The 17,940-nt window shown below is 64.7% G+C and carries 13 protein-coding genes; 6 read left to right on the plus strand and 7 right to left on the minus strand.

Annotation, left to right across the window (positions count from 1 at the left end; translation table 11 throughout):
* The first annotated feature begins 16 nt into the window (after positions 1–16).
* Genes ACFPFW_RS11895 through ACFPFW_RS11905 form a run of 3 tightly spaced genes read left to right on the plus strand, consistent with a single transcriptional unit; the run spans position 17 to position 5,273 of the window.
* The gene (locus ACFPFW_RS11895; protein ID WP_114956097.1) at positions 17–1,756 is read left to right on the plus strand and encodes a type I secretion system permease/ATPase; all 1,740 of its coding nucleotides are present in this window, start codon (positions 17–19) and stop codon (positions 1,754–1,756) included.
* Positions 1,753–3,948 carry a calcium-binding protein gene (locus ACFPFW_RS11900; RefSeq protein ID WP_114956096.1) on the plus strand — a complete coding sequence of 732 codons (2,196 nt, stop codon included), beginning with the start codon at positions 1,753–1,755 and terminating at the stop codon, positions 3,946–3,948. The genes ACFPFW_RS11895 and ACFPFW_RS11900 overlap by 4 nt, the downstream gene beginning before the upstream one ends.
* Positions 3,949–3,959: 11 nt before the next feature.
* Positions 3,960–5,273: an HlyD family type I secretion periplasmic adaptor subunit gene (locus tag ACFPFW_RS11905; protein ID WP_114956095.1), complete on the plus strand. Its 1,314-nt coding sequence runs from the start codon at positions 3,960–3,962 to the stop codon at positions 5,271–5,273.
* Between the two features lie 44 nt (positions 5,274–5,317).
* On the opposite strand, the gene ACFPFW_RS11910 is transcribed toward ACFPFW_RS11905, so the two are convergent.
* Positions 5,318–5,734 (minus strand): hypothetical protein, encoded by a 417-nt coding sequence (locus tag ACFPFW_RS11910; RefSeq protein ID WP_114956094.1) that lies wholly within the window; start codon positions 5,732–5,734, stop codon positions 5,318–5,320.
* Between the two features lie 399 nt (positions 5,735–6,133).
* Between ACFPFW_RS11910 and ACFPFW_RS11915 the strand changes: the two genes are divergently transcribed.
* Together ACFPFW_RS11915 and fdhF are read left to right on the plus strand one after the other, a co-directional pair.
* Positions 6,134–7,825 carry an NAD(P)H-dependent oxidoreductase subunit E gene (locus ACFPFW_RS11915; protein WP_379771478.1) on the plus strand — a complete coding sequence of 564 codons (1,692 nt, stop codon included), beginning with the start codon at positions 6,134–6,136 and terminating at the stop codon, positions 7,823–7,825.
* 9 nt (positions 7,826–7,834) lie between these two features.
* Positions 7,835–10,609, plus strand: a complete 2,775-nt coding sequence (fdhF, locus tag ACFPFW_RS11920; protein WP_114956093.1) for a formate dehydrogenase subunit alpha — start codon at positions 7,835–7,837, stop codon at positions 10,607–10,609.
* A gap of 68 nt (positions 10,610–10,677) precedes the next feature.
* Here the strand turns inward: fdhF and ACFPFW_RS11925 are convergent, their stop codons facing one another.
* Genes ACFPFW_RS11925 through ACFPFW_RS11940 form a run of 4 tightly spaced genes read right to left on the minus strand, consistent with a single transcriptional unit; the run spans position 10,678 to position 13,734 of the window.
* On the minus strand, positions 10,678–11,472 hold the full coding sequence (locus ACFPFW_RS11925; protein WP_379770849.1) for a molybdate ABC transporter substrate-binding protein: 795 nt from the start codon (positions 11,470–11,472) through the stop codon (positions 10,678–10,680).
* Complete coding sequence (locus ACFPFW_RS11930; RefSeq protein ID WP_114956092.1) at positions 11,469–12,296, minus strand: ABC transporter substrate-binding protein; 828 nt, start codon at positions 12,294–12,296, stop codon at positions 11,469–11,471. The genes ACFPFW_RS11925 and ACFPFW_RS11930 overlap by 4 nt, the downstream gene beginning before the upstream one ends.
* A gap of 23 nt (positions 12,297–12,319) precedes the next feature.
* Positions 12,320–13,033: an ATP-binding cassette domain-containing protein gene (locus ACFPFW_RS11935; RefSeq protein ID WP_114956091.1), complete on the minus strand. Its 714-nt coding sequence runs from the start codon at positions 13,031–13,033 to the stop codon at positions 12,320–12,322.
* A 5-nt stretch (positions 13,034–13,038) separates the two neighbouring features.
* On the minus strand, positions 13,039–13,734 hold the full coding sequence (locus ACFPFW_RS11940) for an ABC transporter permease (RefSeq protein ID WP_114956090.1): 696 nt from the start codon (positions 13,732–13,734) through the stop codon (positions 13,039–13,041).
* Between the two features lie 82 nt (positions 13,735–13,816).
* Between ACFPFW_RS11940 and ACFPFW_RS11945 the strand changes: the two genes are divergently transcribed.
* On the plus strand, positions 13,817–14,698 hold the full coding sequence (locus ACFPFW_RS11945) for a substrate-binding domain-containing protein (RefSeq protein WP_114956089.1): 882 nt from the start codon (positions 13,817–13,819) through the stop codon (positions 14,696–14,698).
* Positions 14,699–14,701: 3 nt separating this feature from the next.
* On the opposite strand, the gene ACFPFW_RS11950 is transcribed toward ACFPFW_RS11945, so the two are convergent.
* Complete coding sequence (locus ACFPFW_RS11950) at positions 14,702–15,955, minus strand: molybdopterin molybdotransferase MoeA (RefSeq protein WP_114956088.1); 1,254 nt, start codon at positions 15,953–15,955, stop codon at positions 14,702–14,704.
* A complete protein-coding gene (locus ACFPFW_RS11955; protein WP_114956087.1) occupies positions 15,955–17,937 on the minus strand; it encodes a molybdopterin biosynthesis protein in 1,983 nt (660 codons plus the stop codon). Before ACFPFW_RS11955 ends, ACFPFW_RS11950 begins: the two co-directional genes overlap by 1 nt.
* Between the last annotated feature and the right edge of the window lie 3 nt (positions 17,938–17,940).

Consider the following 17,940-nt stretch of genomic DNA (forward strand, 5'->3'; position numbering starts at 1 on the left):
AGAAAGCGTGACCGTCATGGGTACCAACAAACGGCCTTTGCGGAGGCAGGATGCAGCCAAGCTGATCAGCGGATTCCGCGGCATCATGCTCTTCCTGTTCCTGATGTCCGGGGTGATCAACATCCTGGCGCTGACGGGCTCGTTCTACATGCTGCAGATCTACGATCGCGCGCTCACCGGCGGCAGCATCCCCACTCTGATCGCCCTCTCGGTGCTGGCGATCGGGCTTTATCTTTTCCAGGGCATGTTCGACGTCATCCGATCGCAGGTCCTGGTCCGCGTCGGTGCGCGGCTCGACAAGAAGGTCGCGCCTTTGGCCCACAGCGTTGCGATCGACATGCCCCGCTTCGGGTTCTCGACCGCGGAATCGCTCGAACGTGGTCGCGACGTCGATACCGTGCGGGGCTTCCTCGGCAGCCAGGGCCCGATCGCCCTGTTCGATCTGCCCTGGATGCCGATCTATCTGATCTTCGTCTATCTGCTGCATCCCTATCTCGGCGGACTGACGCTCGGCGGCGCCGTCGTCCTCGGAATCCTGACGCTCGCCACCGAACTGATGACGCGGCGGCTCAGCACCCAGACGCAGCAGGCCGTCATCACGCGCAATGCGATCGCGGATTCCAACGCGCGCAATGCGGATATCCTGAAGGCGATGGGCTTTGCCGGCCGCGCCGTCGAGCGTTTCAACGCGGCGAACGACGAGCACCTGCAGCTCCAGACCCGCACCAACGACATCACCGGCACGTTCGGTGCGATCTCGCGGGTCCTACGCATGCTGCTCCAGTCCGCCCTGCTCGGTCTGGGCGCCTATCTGACCATCCAGGGTGAGTTGTCCGCGGGCGCTATCATCGCCTCCTCGGTCGCCTCGTCCCGCGCGCTCGCGCCGATCGATCTCGCGATCGGCAACTGGAAGGGCGTCGTTGCCGCCCGCCAGGCGTTCTCTCGCCTCCGAGAGACCGTAGTCGCGCTCGCCAAGGCCGAAGAGCCGATGGCTCTCCCCGCTCCCACCTCGACGCTCAAGGTCGAGAAGATCACCGTCGCAGCTCCCGCCTCCGGCCGTGTTCTGCTCAGCGAAGCGGGCTTCGAGCTGAAGGCCGGTGACGCTCTCGGTGTAATCGGACCGAGCGCCGGCGGAAAGACCACGCTGGTGCGCGCGCTCACCGGTGTCTGGCCCGTACTGCGCGGAAGCGTCCGTCTCGACGATGCGGAACTCACTCAATGGAGCGACGAGGACCTCGGCCGCTGCATCGGCTACCTCCCGCAAGAGGTCGCGCTGCTCGATGCGACGATCGGTGAGAACATTTCGCGCTTCGCCGAAAACCCCGATCCGCGAACGATCATCGCTGCGGCTAACGCAGCCGGCGTGCACGAGATGATCGTCCGTCTGCCCGAGGGCTACAAGACCAGGATCGGACCGCAGGGCGCGGTTCTCTCGGCGGGACAGCGACAGCGCATCGGCCTTGCCCGCGCACTGTACGGCGACCCCTTCCTTGTCATTCTCGACGAGCCGAACTCCAATCTCGACAGCGACGGCGAGACCGCCCTGACGAAAGCCATCGCAGGAGTCCGCGCTCGCGGCGGCATCGTCATCGTGGTCGCGCACAGGCCGAGCGCGCTCGCCGCAGTCGATCTCGTCGCGGTCGTCCAGAACGGCCGCCTCGCCGGCTTCGGACCGAAGGACGAGATCATCTCGTCGCCTGCCCAGGCTCCGTCGAAAGCGAACCGCAGAACGACAGAAATGAGGGTGCCGGCATGACCATCAGCGTCAAGGCGACCAAGACCGACGCCGCCAATCCCACGGAATCCCGCGATCGCTACCTCCTCAAAGGCGCGATCTTCACGAAGACGCCGATCTATATCGGCGTGCTCATCTCCGCCTTCCTGCTCTATCTGAAGACCTTCTTCCCGAGCATGGCCGAGCCGGCCCCGCCCCACGAGGACAAGCCGGCACCGCAGCCGGACGAAGACGGCGCGCCGGTGGTGGAGACCGCGTCTGTCGAAGGGGATGGGCCGGTTCCGGAGGAGGAAATCCCCGAGGAAGAACCGGGGCCGAACAGTTCCGGCAGCCCGACGATCCAGTCGGAGGATCCATCCTTCGTGATGTTCGATTCCCCGCCCATCTCCTACCAGGTTCCTGACGTAGCGGTCCGCCTTCGGCCGGACTCCTATGAAGTTCGGCCCCGTGCCGGAAACGACAATATGGGCCTCGCCCGCGGCAATGGCGGCGGCAATCACTCCGGCGGAGGTGGCGGCGGCAACGGATCATCGAATCCAGGCGACGACGGCCCGGGAAACGGCGACGATGATGACGACGATCCGGTCAATCGCGCGCCGCGCTCGAAAGGCACGGCCTATCTCGGCGATTTCGTCAGCGGCCACGCCGCGGTCATCGCTTTCGCGGCGCTGTTGCAGAACGCGGGCGATCCCGATGGGGACCGCCTCTCGATCAGCAATGTCTCGGTTTCGAACGGAACCCTGACGGCGGTCAACGGCGGCTGGATCTACACGCCGGCCGAAGGCATGACTGGCTTCGCCACGCTCACCTACACAATCAGCGACGGCAAACTGTCGGTCCAGCACACGGCCCAGTTCCGCGTCGTCGACTATCATGAGATCAACGGCACCGTGGCCGCCGACGCGCTGGTCGGCACGCTGCACAAGGACCAGATCGACGCCGGTGAGGGCAACGACAATGTCGATGCACGCGCGGGCAACGACACGATCTGGGCCGGTGGCGGCGACGACCACATCAACGCCGGATCGGGCGACGACATCGTCGTGGCGGGCGCCGGCAACGATCTCATCTTCGCGGGCCTCGGCAATGATGTCGTATGGGCGGGAGCCGGTGATGACCGCGTCTTCGGCGAGGAAGGCGACGACGTCCTCAAGGGCGAAGACGGCAAGGACAAGCTGGACGGCGGTCCGGGCGATGACACCCTCGATGGAGGCGCGGACGACGACGAGCTTTATGCCGGCGCCGACAACGACGTCCTGCAGGGTGGTACGGGCGACGATCTCCTGCGCGGCATGACCGGCAACGATGTGCTCGACGGCGGCGCCGACGAGGACCAGGTCTACGGCGACGAGGGCGACGACGTCATCACCGGCACAACGGATGCGGCCGCCGACGTCTACGACGGTGGCGACGGACAGGACACCGTCGACTATTCGGCGGCGGCCACCGGCATCATCCTCGACCTGAAGACAGGACTGGCCACAGGCGTCGAAATCGGTGCCGATCTCCTCGCCAATATCGAGAAGGTCATCGCCGGCGATGGCGACGACGTGCTGCGCGGTGACGCCGAAGACAATGTGCTCGACGGCGGCGGTGGGAACGACACGATCTGCGACGATCTCGGCAGCGATACCGTCTATGGCGGCGATGGCGACGATTGCATCGTGGCCGCAACCGACGCCAGCTCGGACGTCTACGATGGCGGCAGCGGCAGCGACACTGTCGACTATTCGGCGGCGACGATGGGCATCCTCGTCAACCTAGACACCGGTCAGGCGGTCGGCGTCGAAATCGGCGCGGACCTCCTCAGGGATATCGAGGAGGTCATGGGTGGCCAGGGCAACGACACATTCGTTCTATCCGACGAGCCCGCCTCGCTAAGCGGCGGCGGCGGAGACGACGAGTTCGACTTCTCCAAACGCGACAACAGCGGCCCTGGCTCCTACAGCATTCACGACTTCGACGTCGGCGACCGCATCCGCGTCGCGGGCTACCGGATCTCGTCCGAGCAGGGCGAAGGTTCCAGTCCATTCGACAGCGTCTATGGCGACCAGTCCGGCCAGAACCGGCGGCAGGTCCGCTATCAGAACGAGCGCGTCGACGAGATGGAAAGGACGAAGATCGAAGCTGATCTTGACGGCGACATGACCTTCGAACTCGCCATCAACCTCGATGGTCATCACATCCTGTTTATTGCCGAAAACATCTCCTGAGGAGGCCGACCATGTCTCGCGCGGAATCCAACTCTGCCGGTGATTTCGGCTTTCATATCGGCCGGCGGGTCGTTGCCGGCATCCTCCTCAGCATGCTGCTCATCGTCGGGTGCGGCTCGTGGGCCGTCCTTGCCGAACTGTCGGGCGCGATCGTTGCGCAGGGCTCGGTCAAGATCGACAGGAACTTGAAGGCGATCCAGCATCGCGACGGAGGGATCATCGGCGAAATATCCGTCCGTGAAGGCGACTTCGTCCAGAAGGGCCAGGTCCTGCTTCGTCTCGACGACGCGCAGACGCGCGCCGAACTGTCCATCATCCGCGCGCAACTGATCGAGATGACGGCCCGCCGGGCACGCCTCGCCGCCGAGCGCGACATGCTCTCCGAGCTGACTTTCCCGCAGGGTTTCGTGGAATCCTCTGCGGAAGCGTCCGCGGTCGCCACAAGCGAGACCAATCTGTTCAAGGGCAATCTCACCCACCGGCAAAGCCAGAAGGAGCAGCTCGAGCTCCGGGTCGCTCAGGTCGAAAAGGAGATCGCGGGCCTGGAAGCTCAGCGTGTCGCCAAGGTCGACGAGATCAAGCTGATCGATTCCGAGAACACCAAACTGAAGCACCTTCTTCAGAAGGGTCTGATCGAGAATCTGCGCGTCTACAACACCGATCGCGAGGCGGCCCGGCTTCTCGGCAGCCGCGGCGAGGTCGAGGCCGGCATCGCGCGCGCCAATGCGACGATGAGCGAGATCCGCCTGCAGATCATCGCTGTCGACCAGACCAGCCGCACCGAAGCCCAGCGCGAACTCAGCGCGGTCGAAGCGAAGATATCCGAGCTGAACGAACGCCGGATCGCGGTCGAGGACAGGCTGTCTCGAACAGATATCCGCGCTCCGCTCTCGGGCTACATCAACGAAGTGTCCGTCCACACCATCGGCGGTGTCATCACCCCAGCTGAACGGCTGATCACGATCGTCCCCGAGAACGCTACGCTGCGGACCGAGGCGAAGCTGATACCGGGCGATATAGATCAAGTCGCGACCGGGCAGCACGCCCGCCTTCGGTTCTCGGCATTCAACCGGAACGCCACGCCGGAATTGTCTGGACAGGTCGTCTATGTCTCACCGGCGACCACGCGGGACACGGTCACGGGCGACATTTATTACATCGCCGATATCGAGGTATCCGCGGAAGAAATGGCCCGGCTGGGCGAGCGCAAGCTCATTCCCGGCATGCCGGTCGAGGTCTATATCTCGACCGACCAGAGAACCGCCCTCTCCTATCTCACGAAGCCGTTCGTCGATCAGGTGAAGCGCGCCTTCCGGGAGGAATGAAAACGCTAGCGAATCTGGATCTGTGAAGGGGTCCGCTGGCGGCCTCACCCGCCGCGGAAGCCCTTAATGCGGTCGTCGCCTACGCCGATAGCCGGCTTGAACTTCGTATTGCGGACAGTTTCCAGCACCTCGTTGATGAAGCGACCGTAGTCGCCGTTGTCGTTCACGGCCTCCGAGCTCGGTGAGATCGAGCCGGCATAGGCGTTGGCGTCATCGGCCGTTGTCGCGCGGGCGCGGTACGCGGCAATGAAGACGGAATCTCCTTCCGGGTCGCGTTCTGCAATGTGCCTAGATGCACGCGCGATCTCGATCGTGCCATTTCCGTCCGGAGCCGAGAGGATGTTTAGCCCGTGGACCACCGCACTCTCGCCACGCGCATTGCGCGCGGCGTCGTGCTCGAAGACCGACTGGTCGTAGATCAGTTCGATGCTATCGCGATCGTTGACGTTCGCCTTGGCCATCGTCCCCTCCGGATTCGTGTGCACCGGCTAAACGCACGGGGCGGTCTTCCGTTCACGCCCACCGCGCGTTGAAGGGCCCGAAGCCGGCCTGACGCTTCATCGGGACACTCTATCGGGCGATCAGAACGGCCGATTAAGATGGCCAACAGGCTGCATATTGCTGCATTTGATGCAGCATAAGGCTCCTTAATGCCAATTTACCGTCATTCTTGCAGACCAAATAAAGCCAAGCACCTCTAGGCATTTAAGGCTTTGGTATCTGGTATTTTTGGTGCTGCACTGATATTTCGAAAGGCTCCAAAGTGACCCAACCAAAACAGGCAGGGCTGCAAAAAAGTGAGCGCGCCGACCACGACGATTAGCCACTCGACCGCCGGGAAGACCGTTCCCCCGCGGAGCATCCATCCCGGTTCCGGCCGTCGCAAGACACGCGACCAGCAGAAGGGCCGCCAGGTCGATCCGCAGAGCCTGGAAGAAATTCGCAGCCTGCTCGGCACGCGCTCGCGCCAGGAAGACCTGCTGATCGAGCACCTTCACCTCATCCAGGACACCTATGGCTGCCTGCACGCCCGCCACCTCGCCGCCCTGGCGAAGGAAATGCGGATGGCTCTCGTCGAGGTGTACGAGGTCGCGTCGTTCTACGCTCATTTCGATATCGTCCTCGATGGCGAGGAAGCCCCGCCGAAGATCACGGTCCGTGTTTGTGACTCGCTGAGCTGCGCGCTCGCGGGCGCCGAACAGCTTCTCGAAGCGCTGAAGGCCGGCGTTGACGAGAGCGAAGTCCGGGTCGTCCGCGCTCCCTGCATGGGCGGCTGCCACAATGCTCCAGTCACCGCGATCGGCCACAGCCTGCATGAGAATGCGACGGTCGAGAGCGTGAAGCACGCTGTCGAGCACGGCCACACCCATCCGCACATTCCGGACTATCTCGACTACACTGGCTATGTCGCCGGCGACGGCTACAAGATGCTCGGCGAGTGCCTCGACGGCACACGCGACGTCGAAAGCGTTATCAAGGGCCTTGAGGATTCCGGCATCCGCGGTCTCGGCGGCGCCGGTTTCCCGACCGGCCGTAAATGGCGTTTCGTCCGCGCCGAGCCCGGCCCGCGCCTGATGGCCATCAACGGCGACGAAGGGGAGCCCGGCACGTTCAAGGACCGCCATTATCTTGAGCGTGACCCGCATCGCTTCCTCGAAGGAATGCTGATCGGCGCCTGGGCAGTCGAGGCGACTGACGTTTACATCTACCTGCGTGACGAATATCCGCAGTGCCGCGAAATCCTTCTGCGTGAGATCGCGAAGGTCGAGGCAGCCGGTCACGCGCCGCACACCAAGATCCATCTCCGCCGCGGCGCCGGCGCCTATATTTGCGGCGAAGAGTCGGCGATGCTCGAGAGCATCGAGGGCAAGCGCGGCCTTCCGCGCCACAAGCCGCCCTTCCCGTCCGTGGTCGGCCTGTTCGGCCGCCCGACGCTCATTAACAATGTCGAGACCGTCTTCTGGGTCCGTGAGATCCTGGAAAAGGGCGGCGCCTGGTTCGCGAGCCACGGTACCAACGGCCGCACCGGCCTGCGCACCTTCTCGGTGTCGGGCCGTGTCAAGGAGCCGGGCGTCAAGCTTTGCCCGGCCGGCATCACGCTGAAGGAACTCGTCGACCAATATTGCGGCGGCATGGCCGACGGCCACACGCTGAAGGGCTACCTGCCGGGCGGTCCTTCGGGCGGTATCCTACCGGCTTCGATGGCCGACATCCCGCTAGACTTCGGAACGCTGGAGCAACATGGCTCGTTCATCGGGTCTGCAGCGGTCGTCGTGCTGTCCGACAAAGACAATATGCGTGACGTCGCTCTCAACCTTCTGAAGTTCTTCGAGGACGAGAGCTGCGGCCAGTGCACACCGTGCCGCGTTGGTACTGAAAAGGCCGTGCATCTAATCAGCCAGCCGAAATGGGACGAGGAACTCCTTGTCGAACTCGGCAAGGTCATGGGCGACGCGTCGATTTGCGGCCTCGGCCAGGCGGCGATGAACCCGATCAAACAGGTCATGAAACATTTCCGCGGCGATTTCGCGTCGCTGCAGGCGGCGGAGTAAGAGGCAAACATGCTCGACGGCATCACCTTTACCCTCGACGGCAAGGAAGTCACCGCCGGCCCCGGCGAAACGATTTGGCAAGTCGCCAATCGTCAGGGCACGGAAATCCCGCATCTCTGCTACAGCCCGAAGCCCGGCTATCGCCCGGACGGCAATTGCCGCGCCTGCATGGTCGAGGTGGAAGGCGAGCGCGTACTGGCTGCCTCCTGCGTGCGCACCCCTTCGCCGGGCATGAAGGTGCATTCGGCTTCCGAGCGCGCGAAGACCTCGCGCAAGCTGGTGTTCGAGCTCCTGGTCGCTGACCAGCCCGAGCGCGAGACCTCGCAGGATCCGAACTCCAGCTTCTGGAACTGGGCCGACAGGGTCGAAGTGGCGGACAGCCGCTTCCCGGAACTGGGGCGTCCGAATAAAGTCGACGACTTCTCGCACCCGGCGATGGCCGTGCAGCTCGACGCCTGCATCCACTGCAATCTCTGCGTCCGCGCCTGCCGTGAAGTTCAGGTCAACGACGTCATCGGCATGGCCGGCCGCGGCCATCTCGAGCAGATCGTGTTCGACTTCAACGACCCGATGGGCGATTCGACCTGCGTCGCCTGCGGCGAGTGCGTCCAGGCCTGCCCGACCGGCGCTCTGATGCCGGCCACCCTGATCGACGCGGAAGGCACCTACACCAATGCGCCGGACCGCGAAGTCAATTCGGTCTGCCCATACTGCGGCGTCGGCTGCCAGCTGACCTATCAGATCCACGACGACAAGATAGTCGCCGTCGAAGGCCGTGACGGCCCGGCGAACCAGAACCGCCTCTGCGTGAAGGGCCGCTTCGGCTTCGACTACGCCCATCACCCCGATCGTCTGACCGTGCCGCTGATCCGCAAGGAAGGCGTTTCCAAACACGACGTCGACATCGACCCGATGAACCCCTTCACCCATTTCCGGGAAGCGACCTGGGAAGAGGCTCTTGCGGTCGCCTCCGGCGGTCTCGCCAAGATCCGCGACGAGCGCGGCGGCAATGCACTGGCCGGCTTCGGCTCGGCCAAGGGTTCGAACGAAGAGGCCTATCTCTTCCAGAAGCTTGTCCGTACCGGCTTCGGCACCAACAACGTCGACCACTGCACCCGTCTTTGCCACGCCTCGTCGGTATCGGCGCTGATCGAGGGCGTTGGTTCGGGCGCGGTGTCGGCTCCGTTCATGGCGGCTGAAGACGCTGAAGTGATTGTTGTCATCGGCGCCAACCCGACCGAGAACCACCCGGTCGCGGCGACCTTCTTCAAGAACGCCGCGGAGCGTGGCGCGAAGCTGATCGTGATGGACCCGCGCGGCGTCGCCCTGTCACGTCACGCCACGCACATGCTGCAGTTCAAGCCGGGACGCGACGTCTCGATGCTGAACGCGATGCTGCACACGATCATCGAGGAAGGCCTCTACGACAAGCAGTACGTCCAGGCGAACACCGAGGATTTCGAGAAGCTCGCCGAGAACGTCAAGAACTACCCGCCGGAAGAGATGGAGAAGATCTGCGGCATTCCCGCCGAGACGCTTCGCGAGGTCGCACGGCTCTACGCCCGCGCTGAATCCTCGATCATCTTCTGGGGCATGGGCGTTTCGCAGCACATCCACGGCACGGACAACAGCCGCTGCCTGATCGCGCTGTCGCTCGTCACCGGCCAGATCGGCCGCCCCGGCACCGGCCTGCACCCGCTGCGCGGCCAGAACAACGTCCAGGGCGCCTCCGACGCCGGCCTGATCCCGATGTTCTACCCGGATTACAAGTCGGTCGAAGACCCGGAGGTTCAGGCCTTCTACGAGAAGTACTGGAACACCAAGCTCGATCCGAAGCGCGGCCTGACCGTCGTCGAGATCATGGATGCGATCCATGCCGGCAAGATCACCGGCTGCTACATCGAGGGCGAGAACCCGGCGATGTCGGATCCGGACGTGAACCACGCCCGCGAAGCGCTGGCCATGCTCGACCACCTCGTCGTCCAGGACATCTTCCTGACCGAGACGGCGAAGTATGCGGACGTCGTGCTCCCCGCTTCCGCCTGGCCGGAGAAGGACGGCACGGTCATCAACACCAACCGCCAGGTCCAGATGGGCCGCGCGGCGGTGCCGCTGCCCGGCAAGGCTCGCCAGGACCTCTGGATCATCCAGGATATGGCGCGCGGTCTCGGCCTCGACTGGAACTACGGCCACGTCTCCGAGGTGTTCACCGAGATGGTCGGCGCGATGCCGTCGCTCGCGAACATCAGCTGGGAACGCGTTGACCGCGAAGAGTCGGTCACCTACCCGGTCGACAGCCCGAACGAGCCCGGCCATGACATCGTGTTCGGCAACGGCTTCCCGACCAAGACCGGTCGCGGCAAGTTCGTCCCGGCCAAGCTGATCAACCCGGCCGAGACCCCGGACCTCGACTACCCGCTGGTCCTTACCACCGGCCGTCAGCTTGAGCATTGGCACACGGGTTCGATGACCCGCCGCTCCAACGTTCTCGACGCGGTCGAGCCGGAGGCGGTGGCCTATATGTCGCCGCACGACCTGACGCGCGCCGGCATCAAGACCGGCGAGTACATGCTGGTGTCGAGTCGCCGCGGCACGATCCGCCTCAAGGCGCGCATCGACGACCGCATGCCGGTCGGCCTCGTCTTCATCCCGTTCGCCTATGCGGAAGCTGCCGCGAACATGCTGACGAACCCGCAGCTCGACCCGTTCGGCAAGATCCCGGAGTTCAAGTATTGCGCGATCAAGATCGAGCGCGATCTGGCTCCGGCCGAAGCCGCCGAATAAGAGCACTCGCTGAACGAAAAAGGGCGCCCCTGCGGGCGCCCTTTTTGTTTGGCTTTCGGCCTCTTCCGCTATTTGGACGGAGCGCTGAAACCGAAGTCCTTGAGGACCGATTGTCCGGCCGGCGACAGGATGAAGTCCGCAAGCTTCTGCGCGTCGGGATTGGTAGAGAGAACGATCATTCCGTAGACCGCGCCAACCTCCAGACTAGCCGGAATCGCGATCGTCTGCAGGCTCGGTACCTCCTTCGCTGCCACCACGGCATTGGTGCAGTAGGTCAGGAAGATATCGGCCTGTTTCTCCCCCATGATGAACCCATAGGACGAACGGCCTTCCGGCGGTTTCACGGAGTTCGGGCCGCCGGTCAGTTGCAGGGCCTTGGCCTTGAGTGTCGCGGTCGAACCCGCCTTCAGTGCGTCGGCCTTGTCGAACAGAGCGAACGCATAATCGCCGGCCGGATCCGATTTTGGAGTCGAAGTCGCAACCCCGATTTTCGGATCGAGCAGCGTATCGAGCAGGCTGTCCGACGTGACCGCGAGTTCGGGCTGCGCGAGCGCGCAGAGTGTGTTGTGAGTGAACGGCTTCGCATCTCCGCCCTTGGCCGCCGCAACCGCCTTGGGGTGCTCCAGATTGGCGGAGGTGAAGATGTCCGTCGGATCACCCGATAGGATTTTATCCTTCATCAGGCCCGAAGCACCGAATTCCGGGTCGACCTTCGCGCCGGACTGAGCCTCGAACGCGGCGATCAATCGGGTGAACGCGGGCTTGAGGCTGCCGGCCGATTTCAACAGCACGGGCTCGGCCGAAGCCGAGCCCGCGAAGGTCATCGCCACGGCGAGCAGGAGCCCGACGCGGCCCGGGCTCACGACGAGCCCTTCGCGTTCGGGAAGAACAACTGCTGGTCGTTGATCTTATAGCCAGCGATGACCTTCTGGCCCTCGTCGGAGACCAGCCAGTCGATGAAGGCCTGGCCGTCGGCCTTCTTCACGCTCGGGAATTTCTCGGGGTTCACCAGAATGACGCCGTACTGGTTGAACAGCTTGGTGTCGCCCTCGACGGCGATATCGAGATCACCCCGGTTCTTGAAGGCGAGCCAGGTACCGCGGTCGGCCAGCGTGTAGGCGTTCATGGAGGCCGAGGTGTTCAGCGTCGGGCCCATGCCGGAGCCGGTCGACTTGTACCAGTCGGCGCCGGACTTCGGATCGAGGCCGGCCTGCTTCCAGAGGCGCTTCTCGGCCTTGTCGGTGCCGGAATCGTCGCCGCGCGAGGCGAACGGAGCCTTGGCTTCGGCGATCTTCTTGAACGCCGCGACAACGTCCTTCGTGCCTTTCACGCCGGCCGGGTCGGACTTCGGGCCGACGACGACGAAGTCGTTGTACATGACCGGGAAGCGCTTCACGCCCGCGCCCTCGGCGACGAACTTCTCTTCCGACGGCGTGTCGTGCACGAACACCACATCGGCATCCCCCCGACGGCCGGTATCGAGCGCCTGGCCGGTGCCCTGGGCGATGACGCGAACCTCGATGCCGGTCTTCTCCTTGAACTTCGGCAGGAGATAGCCGAACAAGCCGGACTGCTCGGTCGAGGTGGTCGACGCCACCGTGATGAAGCGATCCTGCGCAAGTACGGGGGTCGTGATCGCGCCCAACGCGACGACTGCCGCGGCGGCCCAATTCTTGAAGTGGAACATCGGTCGTCTCCCTGTTTTTCGGTTCACCAGAGCAGATCGCCGTTGAGAAACGCGGCTGCTTCCGGGGTCTGGGGTTTCTCGAAGAATGCGGGTGCCGGCGTCTGCTCACGCAGCCGGCCGCCATGAAAGAACAGGACTTCGCCGGCGAGTCGCCGCGCCTGCCCGAGATCGTGTGTAGCCATCACGATCTTCACGCCCTCGCGGGCGATCACGGTGATCATCTCCTCAACCGCTCTGGTGCCACTGGGATCGAGGGCGGAGGTCGGCTCGTCGAGGAACAGGACCTGTGGGTTGAGCGCCCAGGCGCGGGCTATGGCGAGCCGTTGCTGTTCGCCGCCGGACAACAGGCGCGCTGGCCGCGCGGCGATGGCACCAAGGCCGAAACGTTCGAGCGCGGCATCTGCTCGCGCACCACGTTCGGAACGTGGTGCCCCCGCAAGCGCCAGGGCGTGAATGACATTGGCGCGGGCCGAGCGGCGCAGCAGCACTGGCCGCTGCAGCACCATGGCCTGCGCGCGGCCAGCCGGGCCGCTCCACTCGACGCTGCCGGACGTCGGCTGGAGAAGGCCATGGCAGATGCGCAGGAACAGGCTTTTCCCGGCGCCGTTTGGACCCATGATCATGCTCGGCACGCCGGGCATCAGGTCTGCCGTCACATCCTTGAGTAGATCGCGACCGCGTACGTTGAGCCCAACAGAGCGGCAACGAAGCGGAAGGATCGAGAGCGGACCGCGCATCACGCTCAGCCTCCGACCCGCTGTGCTAACCGCGCCGTGCCGAATGCGCCGGCATTCAGGGCCAGGGTCAGCGCTAGAAGGATCGCGCCGAGCGCCAGTGCCAGAGCGAGATCGCCCTTGCTCGTCTCGAGCGCGATCGCTGTCGTCATAGTGCGCGTATAGCCGGCGATATTGCCGCCGACGATCATCACCGCGCCGACCTCGGCGCTCGCCCGGCCGAAGCCCGCGAGAAGCGCGGTTAGCAGGCTGTAGCGGCCATCCCAGAGAAGCGTCGGGATCGCCCGCAGTCGGGAAGAACCGAGGGAGCGAAGCTGCTCCTCATAATCGACCCAGAGGTCCTCGACCACCTGCCGTGTCAGCGAGGCGACGATCGGCAGGATCAGGACCGTCTGCGCGACGATCATCGCGCCCGGAGTGAACAGCAATCCGAGTGCGCCGAGCGGACCGGAGCGAGAAAGGAGGAGATAGATCAGCAGTCCCGCAACGACGGGCGGAAATCCCATGAACGTGTTCAGCAGAACGACGATCGCCGGACGGCCCGGGAAGCGGGTGATCGCGATGAACGCGCCGAGCGGCAGGCCAATCAGTGAAGCTATCAGCAGCGCTGACAACGTCACACGAAGCGACAAAACGACAATACGGGTGAGCTCCGGGTCGCCGGACGTCACCAATTGCAGCGCGGCTGTGAACGCTTCTGGCATGGCTCAAATGCACGCTTTCATTGCGCATCACTACCTCTCGTGATTAGTTGCGCGCAACAATGGAATAAACGGGGAAAAATGCATGGATTTTCTCACGACATCCGAGGTCGCGGCCTATCTTCGGATCAAGGAGCGAACGATCTATGATCTGGTCGCCCGGAAGGAGATTCCGTGTTCGAAGGCGACCGGAAAGCTCCTGTTCCCACGCGCGCTGATCGATCGCTGGATCGAGGCGCATATCGAGCTTCAGGATCCCAAGCTCCTCAACGCGCCGCAGATCGTGGCGGGATCGAGCGATCCCCTACTCGAATGGGCGCTGCGCGAATCCGGATGCGGCCTCGCCACGCTCGTCGAAGGGAGCTCGGCCGGTCTTGAACGGCTCTCCACCGGAGGGGCGATCGCTGCCGGCATCCACCTCGGCGACGAGGACAAGGGTGAGAATTCAGGCAATATCGCCGCCGCCCGAGATAGCTCACCGCCCTTCGATCTCGTCGTCGTGCATTGGGCGTGGCGCGAGCAAGGTCTCGTCGTCCTGCCCGGAAATCCGCTCGATCTGAATTCGATCAAGGACGTCGCCAACAAGCGCGCACGCATCGTGCCCCGCCAGGAAGGATCCGGCACGCAGATCCTGTTCCGGAAGCTTATCGCCGCCGCCGGCATCGCCGAAACTTCGTTCAATGAGCTTTCGAAACCGGCACTAACCCAGACCGACGTGGCCCTCGCGCTGCTCGATGGCGATGCGGATTGCGGCCTCGCGGTCGGCTCGGTAGCGCGCCGCTTCAATCTCACCTTCGTGCCGCTCCACCGCGAACGGTTCGATCTCGTCTGCCGCCGTCGCGATCTCCTCGAACCGCCGTTCCAGAAGCTCCTCACCTTCACGCGGAGCGACGACTTCCGGAAGCATGCGAAGAGCTTCGGCGGCTATGACATCGAAAACTGCGGCGAGGTCCTGTTCAACCGCTGACGGTCAGAACATCTCTTCGTAGGAGCGATAACCGACCACATCGCCGACGGCGACGCTGGTGACCGGCTCCGACAGTTCGACGAAGCCGGTGCTTTCCGTCAGCGACGTGATCACGCCAGCACCCTCCCGCGGATGCTTGTGCGCTTCGACGCTGCCATCCGCATTACGGACCAGCGCGACCCGGACGAATTCGCGGCGTCCGGTCTTCTTCCGATACGGAAAGGCGCTGCGCACCGGCACCGGTGGCGGCGGCGCCCAGGTCTCGCCGCCAAGCCGGGCGACCAACGCGCGGACGACATTTACGAAAGTCACGAAGACCGCGACGGGATTGCCCGGCAGCCCGACGAACGGCGTGCCGTCCACGACTGCCATCGCGACCGGCCGGCCGGGCTTGATCGCCAGCCGCCACTGAACCAGCGTGCCGACACGCTCGACGACCTTGCGGGTATGATCCTCCTCACCGGTCGAGACGCCGCCGGAGGAGATGATCAGGTCGTGCCCGGCCGCGGCTTTCAGGATCGCGTTGGCGAGGCTCTCCGGCTCGTCGCGATGCATGCCGGCATCGGTCACCTCGCAGCCGGCGCGGCGAAGCATGGCCGCCATCATCACACGGTTGGAATCGTGCAGCGTGCCGGGCGCCAGCGGCTGGCCGGGAGCGACCAGTTCGTCGCCGGTCGACAGAACCGCGACCCTCAGCCGACGGCGGACTTTCAACTCGGTGAGGCCGAGCGCGGACGCGAGCGCGATATGCTGCGGCTGCAGCCGCAGACCGGCCGCGAGCGCCGGCGCGCCGGCGGCGATGTCCTCGCCCGCAAGGCGGCGATTGGCGCCGAGCTTCAGGCCGGGGGGCAGGATCAATCTGCCCGCCTCCTCACGGACGTCCTCCTGCATGAAGACAGTATCGGCGCCGGCCGGCATGACAGCGCCGGTGAAGATGCGCGCGCTCTCGCCAGGCCCGATTTTGTGCGGCGCGCGGTCTCCGGCCGCGATGCGGGTGACCACCGGCAGCACCGTTTCGCCGTCCGGCGATAGGTCGGCATGGCGGACAGCCCAGCCGTCGACGGCCGAATTGTCGAAACCCGGCAGATCCAGCGGAGCGATAATGTCCTCGGCAAGCACCCGGCCGTCGGCCTCGAACAGCGAGACGGTCTCGATCTCGGCGACGGGCTGAACGCGCTCTCCGATCAGCGCCAGTCCCGCCTCGATCGGCATGAGCTCACCGCCGAAGGCGAAGCAGTCATTGGAAAGCTGGGCCATTATTCACCGGCGAGAGCGAGGGTGTCGGCCGGTATGAAGCCGAGACCGGACAGAAGCGAGCGTGCGTCGTCGCCCGCAAGGACCGCGAGGAAAGCCTGGACGGCCGGACGATCGCGACGGGCGTCGGCGAGGAAGAAATCGTAGTGCTCGTCGGCCACCGGCAGGAAGCTGAGCCCATAGAGCCGCGCGACGTTCTCGATGGCCATTCCCCAGTCGGCGCGCTCCTGCGCGATCGCCGCTGCGACCGCGTTGTGCGATTTCGGCTGGTTGGCGTAACCGGCCGGCCTGACCGGGAGGAGGCCGTCGAGCAGGATGCGCGTTCCGGAACCTGCGTTGCGGTTGACGAGGATCGTGTCCGGATCGGCTGCGACAGTCGCAATGGCATCGGCGGCACTCTTGCCCTCGAACCGCGGATCGCCCTTGCGGAACACCACCCCCTGCCGCCGCCGCCAGCCGGGCACGAGCGAAATTCCGTCGGCGAGATAGGGAGTGTTGTAGGTGCCCGTTTTCGGATCGAGCAGGTGCGCCGGCGCAAGGTCGCATTCGCCGCGCTTGAGCGCCGCCAGCCCGCCCATGCTGCCGATCGCGAGTGTGCGGACCGTCAGTCCCTGCTTCGCGAGCAACCCGACGACCGCATCGAGGCCTACGTCCTGGCTACCGGCCAGAACGAGATCCGGAACATGCAGACTGCTGCCGATGAGCTGGATCTTATGCTCGGAGCCCGCGTCTGCCGCATCGGCTAGCGCATCAACGGCGAAGAAACCGTCGGCCTGAGAGAACGCGGTCACCGAGCCGGAACCGCGACCGAGCGGAAACGCCACGAGACCGTCGGCGCTCTCGCCGAGCGACACCATCACATATTCGGTCCGCCCCAATTCGGACGGCACCCGCACAGGCAAGGTTGCCTCCACCACCTCCTCGCCATGCGGCGGCAGGCCTGCCATTGCGCGGACGAGCGGCGTGACGAAGGTATGGAAGGTGAAGATCGCCGAGGTTGGAAAGCCCGGCAGGACGACGACCGGCTTACCACGCGAAACGGCAAGGCAGATCGGCTTGCCCGGTTTCAGCGCCACGCCGTGCACGATGATTCCCGGCTCGCCGAGCCGAGACAGGATGCGATGCGAGACGTCGCCCGCTCCCTTCGATGTACCGCCGGACAGGACGACCAGATCGGTTTCCGAGAGCGCACGTTCGACAGCGGCCGCGAGCGCAGTCTCATCGTCTCGGATGATACCGAACAGCACAGCTTCGCCACCGTTCTCCCTAACGGCGGCCGCGGTGATCGCGGAATTGGAATCGTAGATCGCTCCTTCCGGCAGTTCGGAGCCCGGCGGCACGAGCTCGTCGCCGGTCGAGATGATGCCGACCCGAGGGCGACGAACCACCCGCACGTCCGCCAGTCCACAGGCAGCCAGCACGCCGATCTCGCGGGAGGTCAACTCGGTGCCGACGCGCAACATGGTTTCGCCGCGCGCGATGTCTGACCCCGCAAAGGCGACAAACCCACCGGGGGCGGCTGGGCGGCGGATATCGACGTAGGGACCGTGATCGTCTTCGCCGAAAGCTGTCTGCTCGATCATGACGACCGCGTCCGCGCCGCGCGGCACGACGCCGCCGGTCGAGATCGCGGTGGCTGTGCTTGTAGCAACCGTCAGCCTCGGAGCGGTACCGCAGGCCAGCACCTCGGCATTCAACCGCAAGCGTATGGGAGTGCGCTCGCTGGCGCCGACCGTATCACCCGCGCGGACAGCAAAGCCGTCGACCGACGAACGGTCGAAGGGTGGCAAATCGATCGGCGCAGCCAGTGTCTCCGCAAGCACACGTCCCAGCGCATCCGCGAGCGTGACTTTTTCGGCCGGAAGAGCGACATGCGGCACCGCCGCGCGGAAGCGCTTCTCCGCCTCGTCACGTGAGACGACGTCGAGAAATTGCTCCTGACGCGCCGCCCGGCGGACCGCGTCGAGGATCGGATTATCTTTCATGGG

Origin of the sequence: Flaviflagellibacter deserti, assembly GCF_042652085.1 — a bacterium.
In the GTDB taxonomy this organism is placed as follows: Bacteria; Pseudomonadota; Alphaproteobacteria; order Rhizobiales; family Methylopilaceae; genus Flaviflagellibacter; species Flaviflagellibacter deserti.

Coding starts and splice junctions, on each gene's coding strand:
- ACFPFW_RS11900 (WP_114956096.1), top strand. CDS start 1,753: ATGACCATCAGCGTCAAGGCGACCAAGACCGACGCCGCCAATCCCACG.
- ACFPFW_RS11935 (WP_114956091.1), bottom strand. CDS start 13,033: ATGCGCGGTCCGCTCTCGATCCTTCCGCTTCGTTGCCGCTCTGTTGGG.
- ACFPFW_RS11950 (WP_114956088.1), bottom strand. CDS start 15,955: ATGGCCCAGCTTTCCAATGACTGCTTCGCCTTCGGCGGTGAGCTCATG.
- ACFPFW_RS11945 (WP_114956089.1), top strand. CDS start 13,817: ATGGATTTTCTCACGACATCCGAGGTCGCGGCCTATCTTCGGATCAAG.
- ACFPFW_RS11910 (WP_114956094.1), bottom strand. CDS start 5,734: ATGGCCAAGGCGAACGTCAACGATCGCGATAGCATCGAACTGATCTAC.
- ACFPFW_RS11940 (WP_114956090.1), bottom strand. CDS start 13,734: ATGCCAGAAGCGTTCACAGCCGCGCTGCAATTGGTGACGTCCGGCGAC.
- ACFPFW_RS11955 (WP_114956087.1), bottom strand. CDS start 17,937: ATGAAAGATAATCCGATCCTCGACGCGGTCCGCCGGGCGGCGCGTCAG.
- ACFPFW_RS11930 (WP_114956092.1), bottom strand. CDS start 12,296: ATGTTCCACTTCAAGAATTGGGCCGCCGCGGCAGTCGTCGCGTTGGGC.
- ACFPFW_RS11895 (WP_114956097.1), top strand. CDS start 17: ATGGGTACCAACAAACGGCCTTTGCGGAGGCAGGATGCAGCCAAGCTG.
- fdhF (WP_114956093.1), top strand. CDS start 7,835: ATGCTCGACGGCATCACCTTTACCCTCGACGGCAAGGAAGTCACCGCC.
- ACFPFW_RS11905 (WP_114956095.1), top strand. CDS start 3,960: ATGTCTCGCGCGGAATCCAACTCTGCCGGTGATTTCGGCTTTCATATC.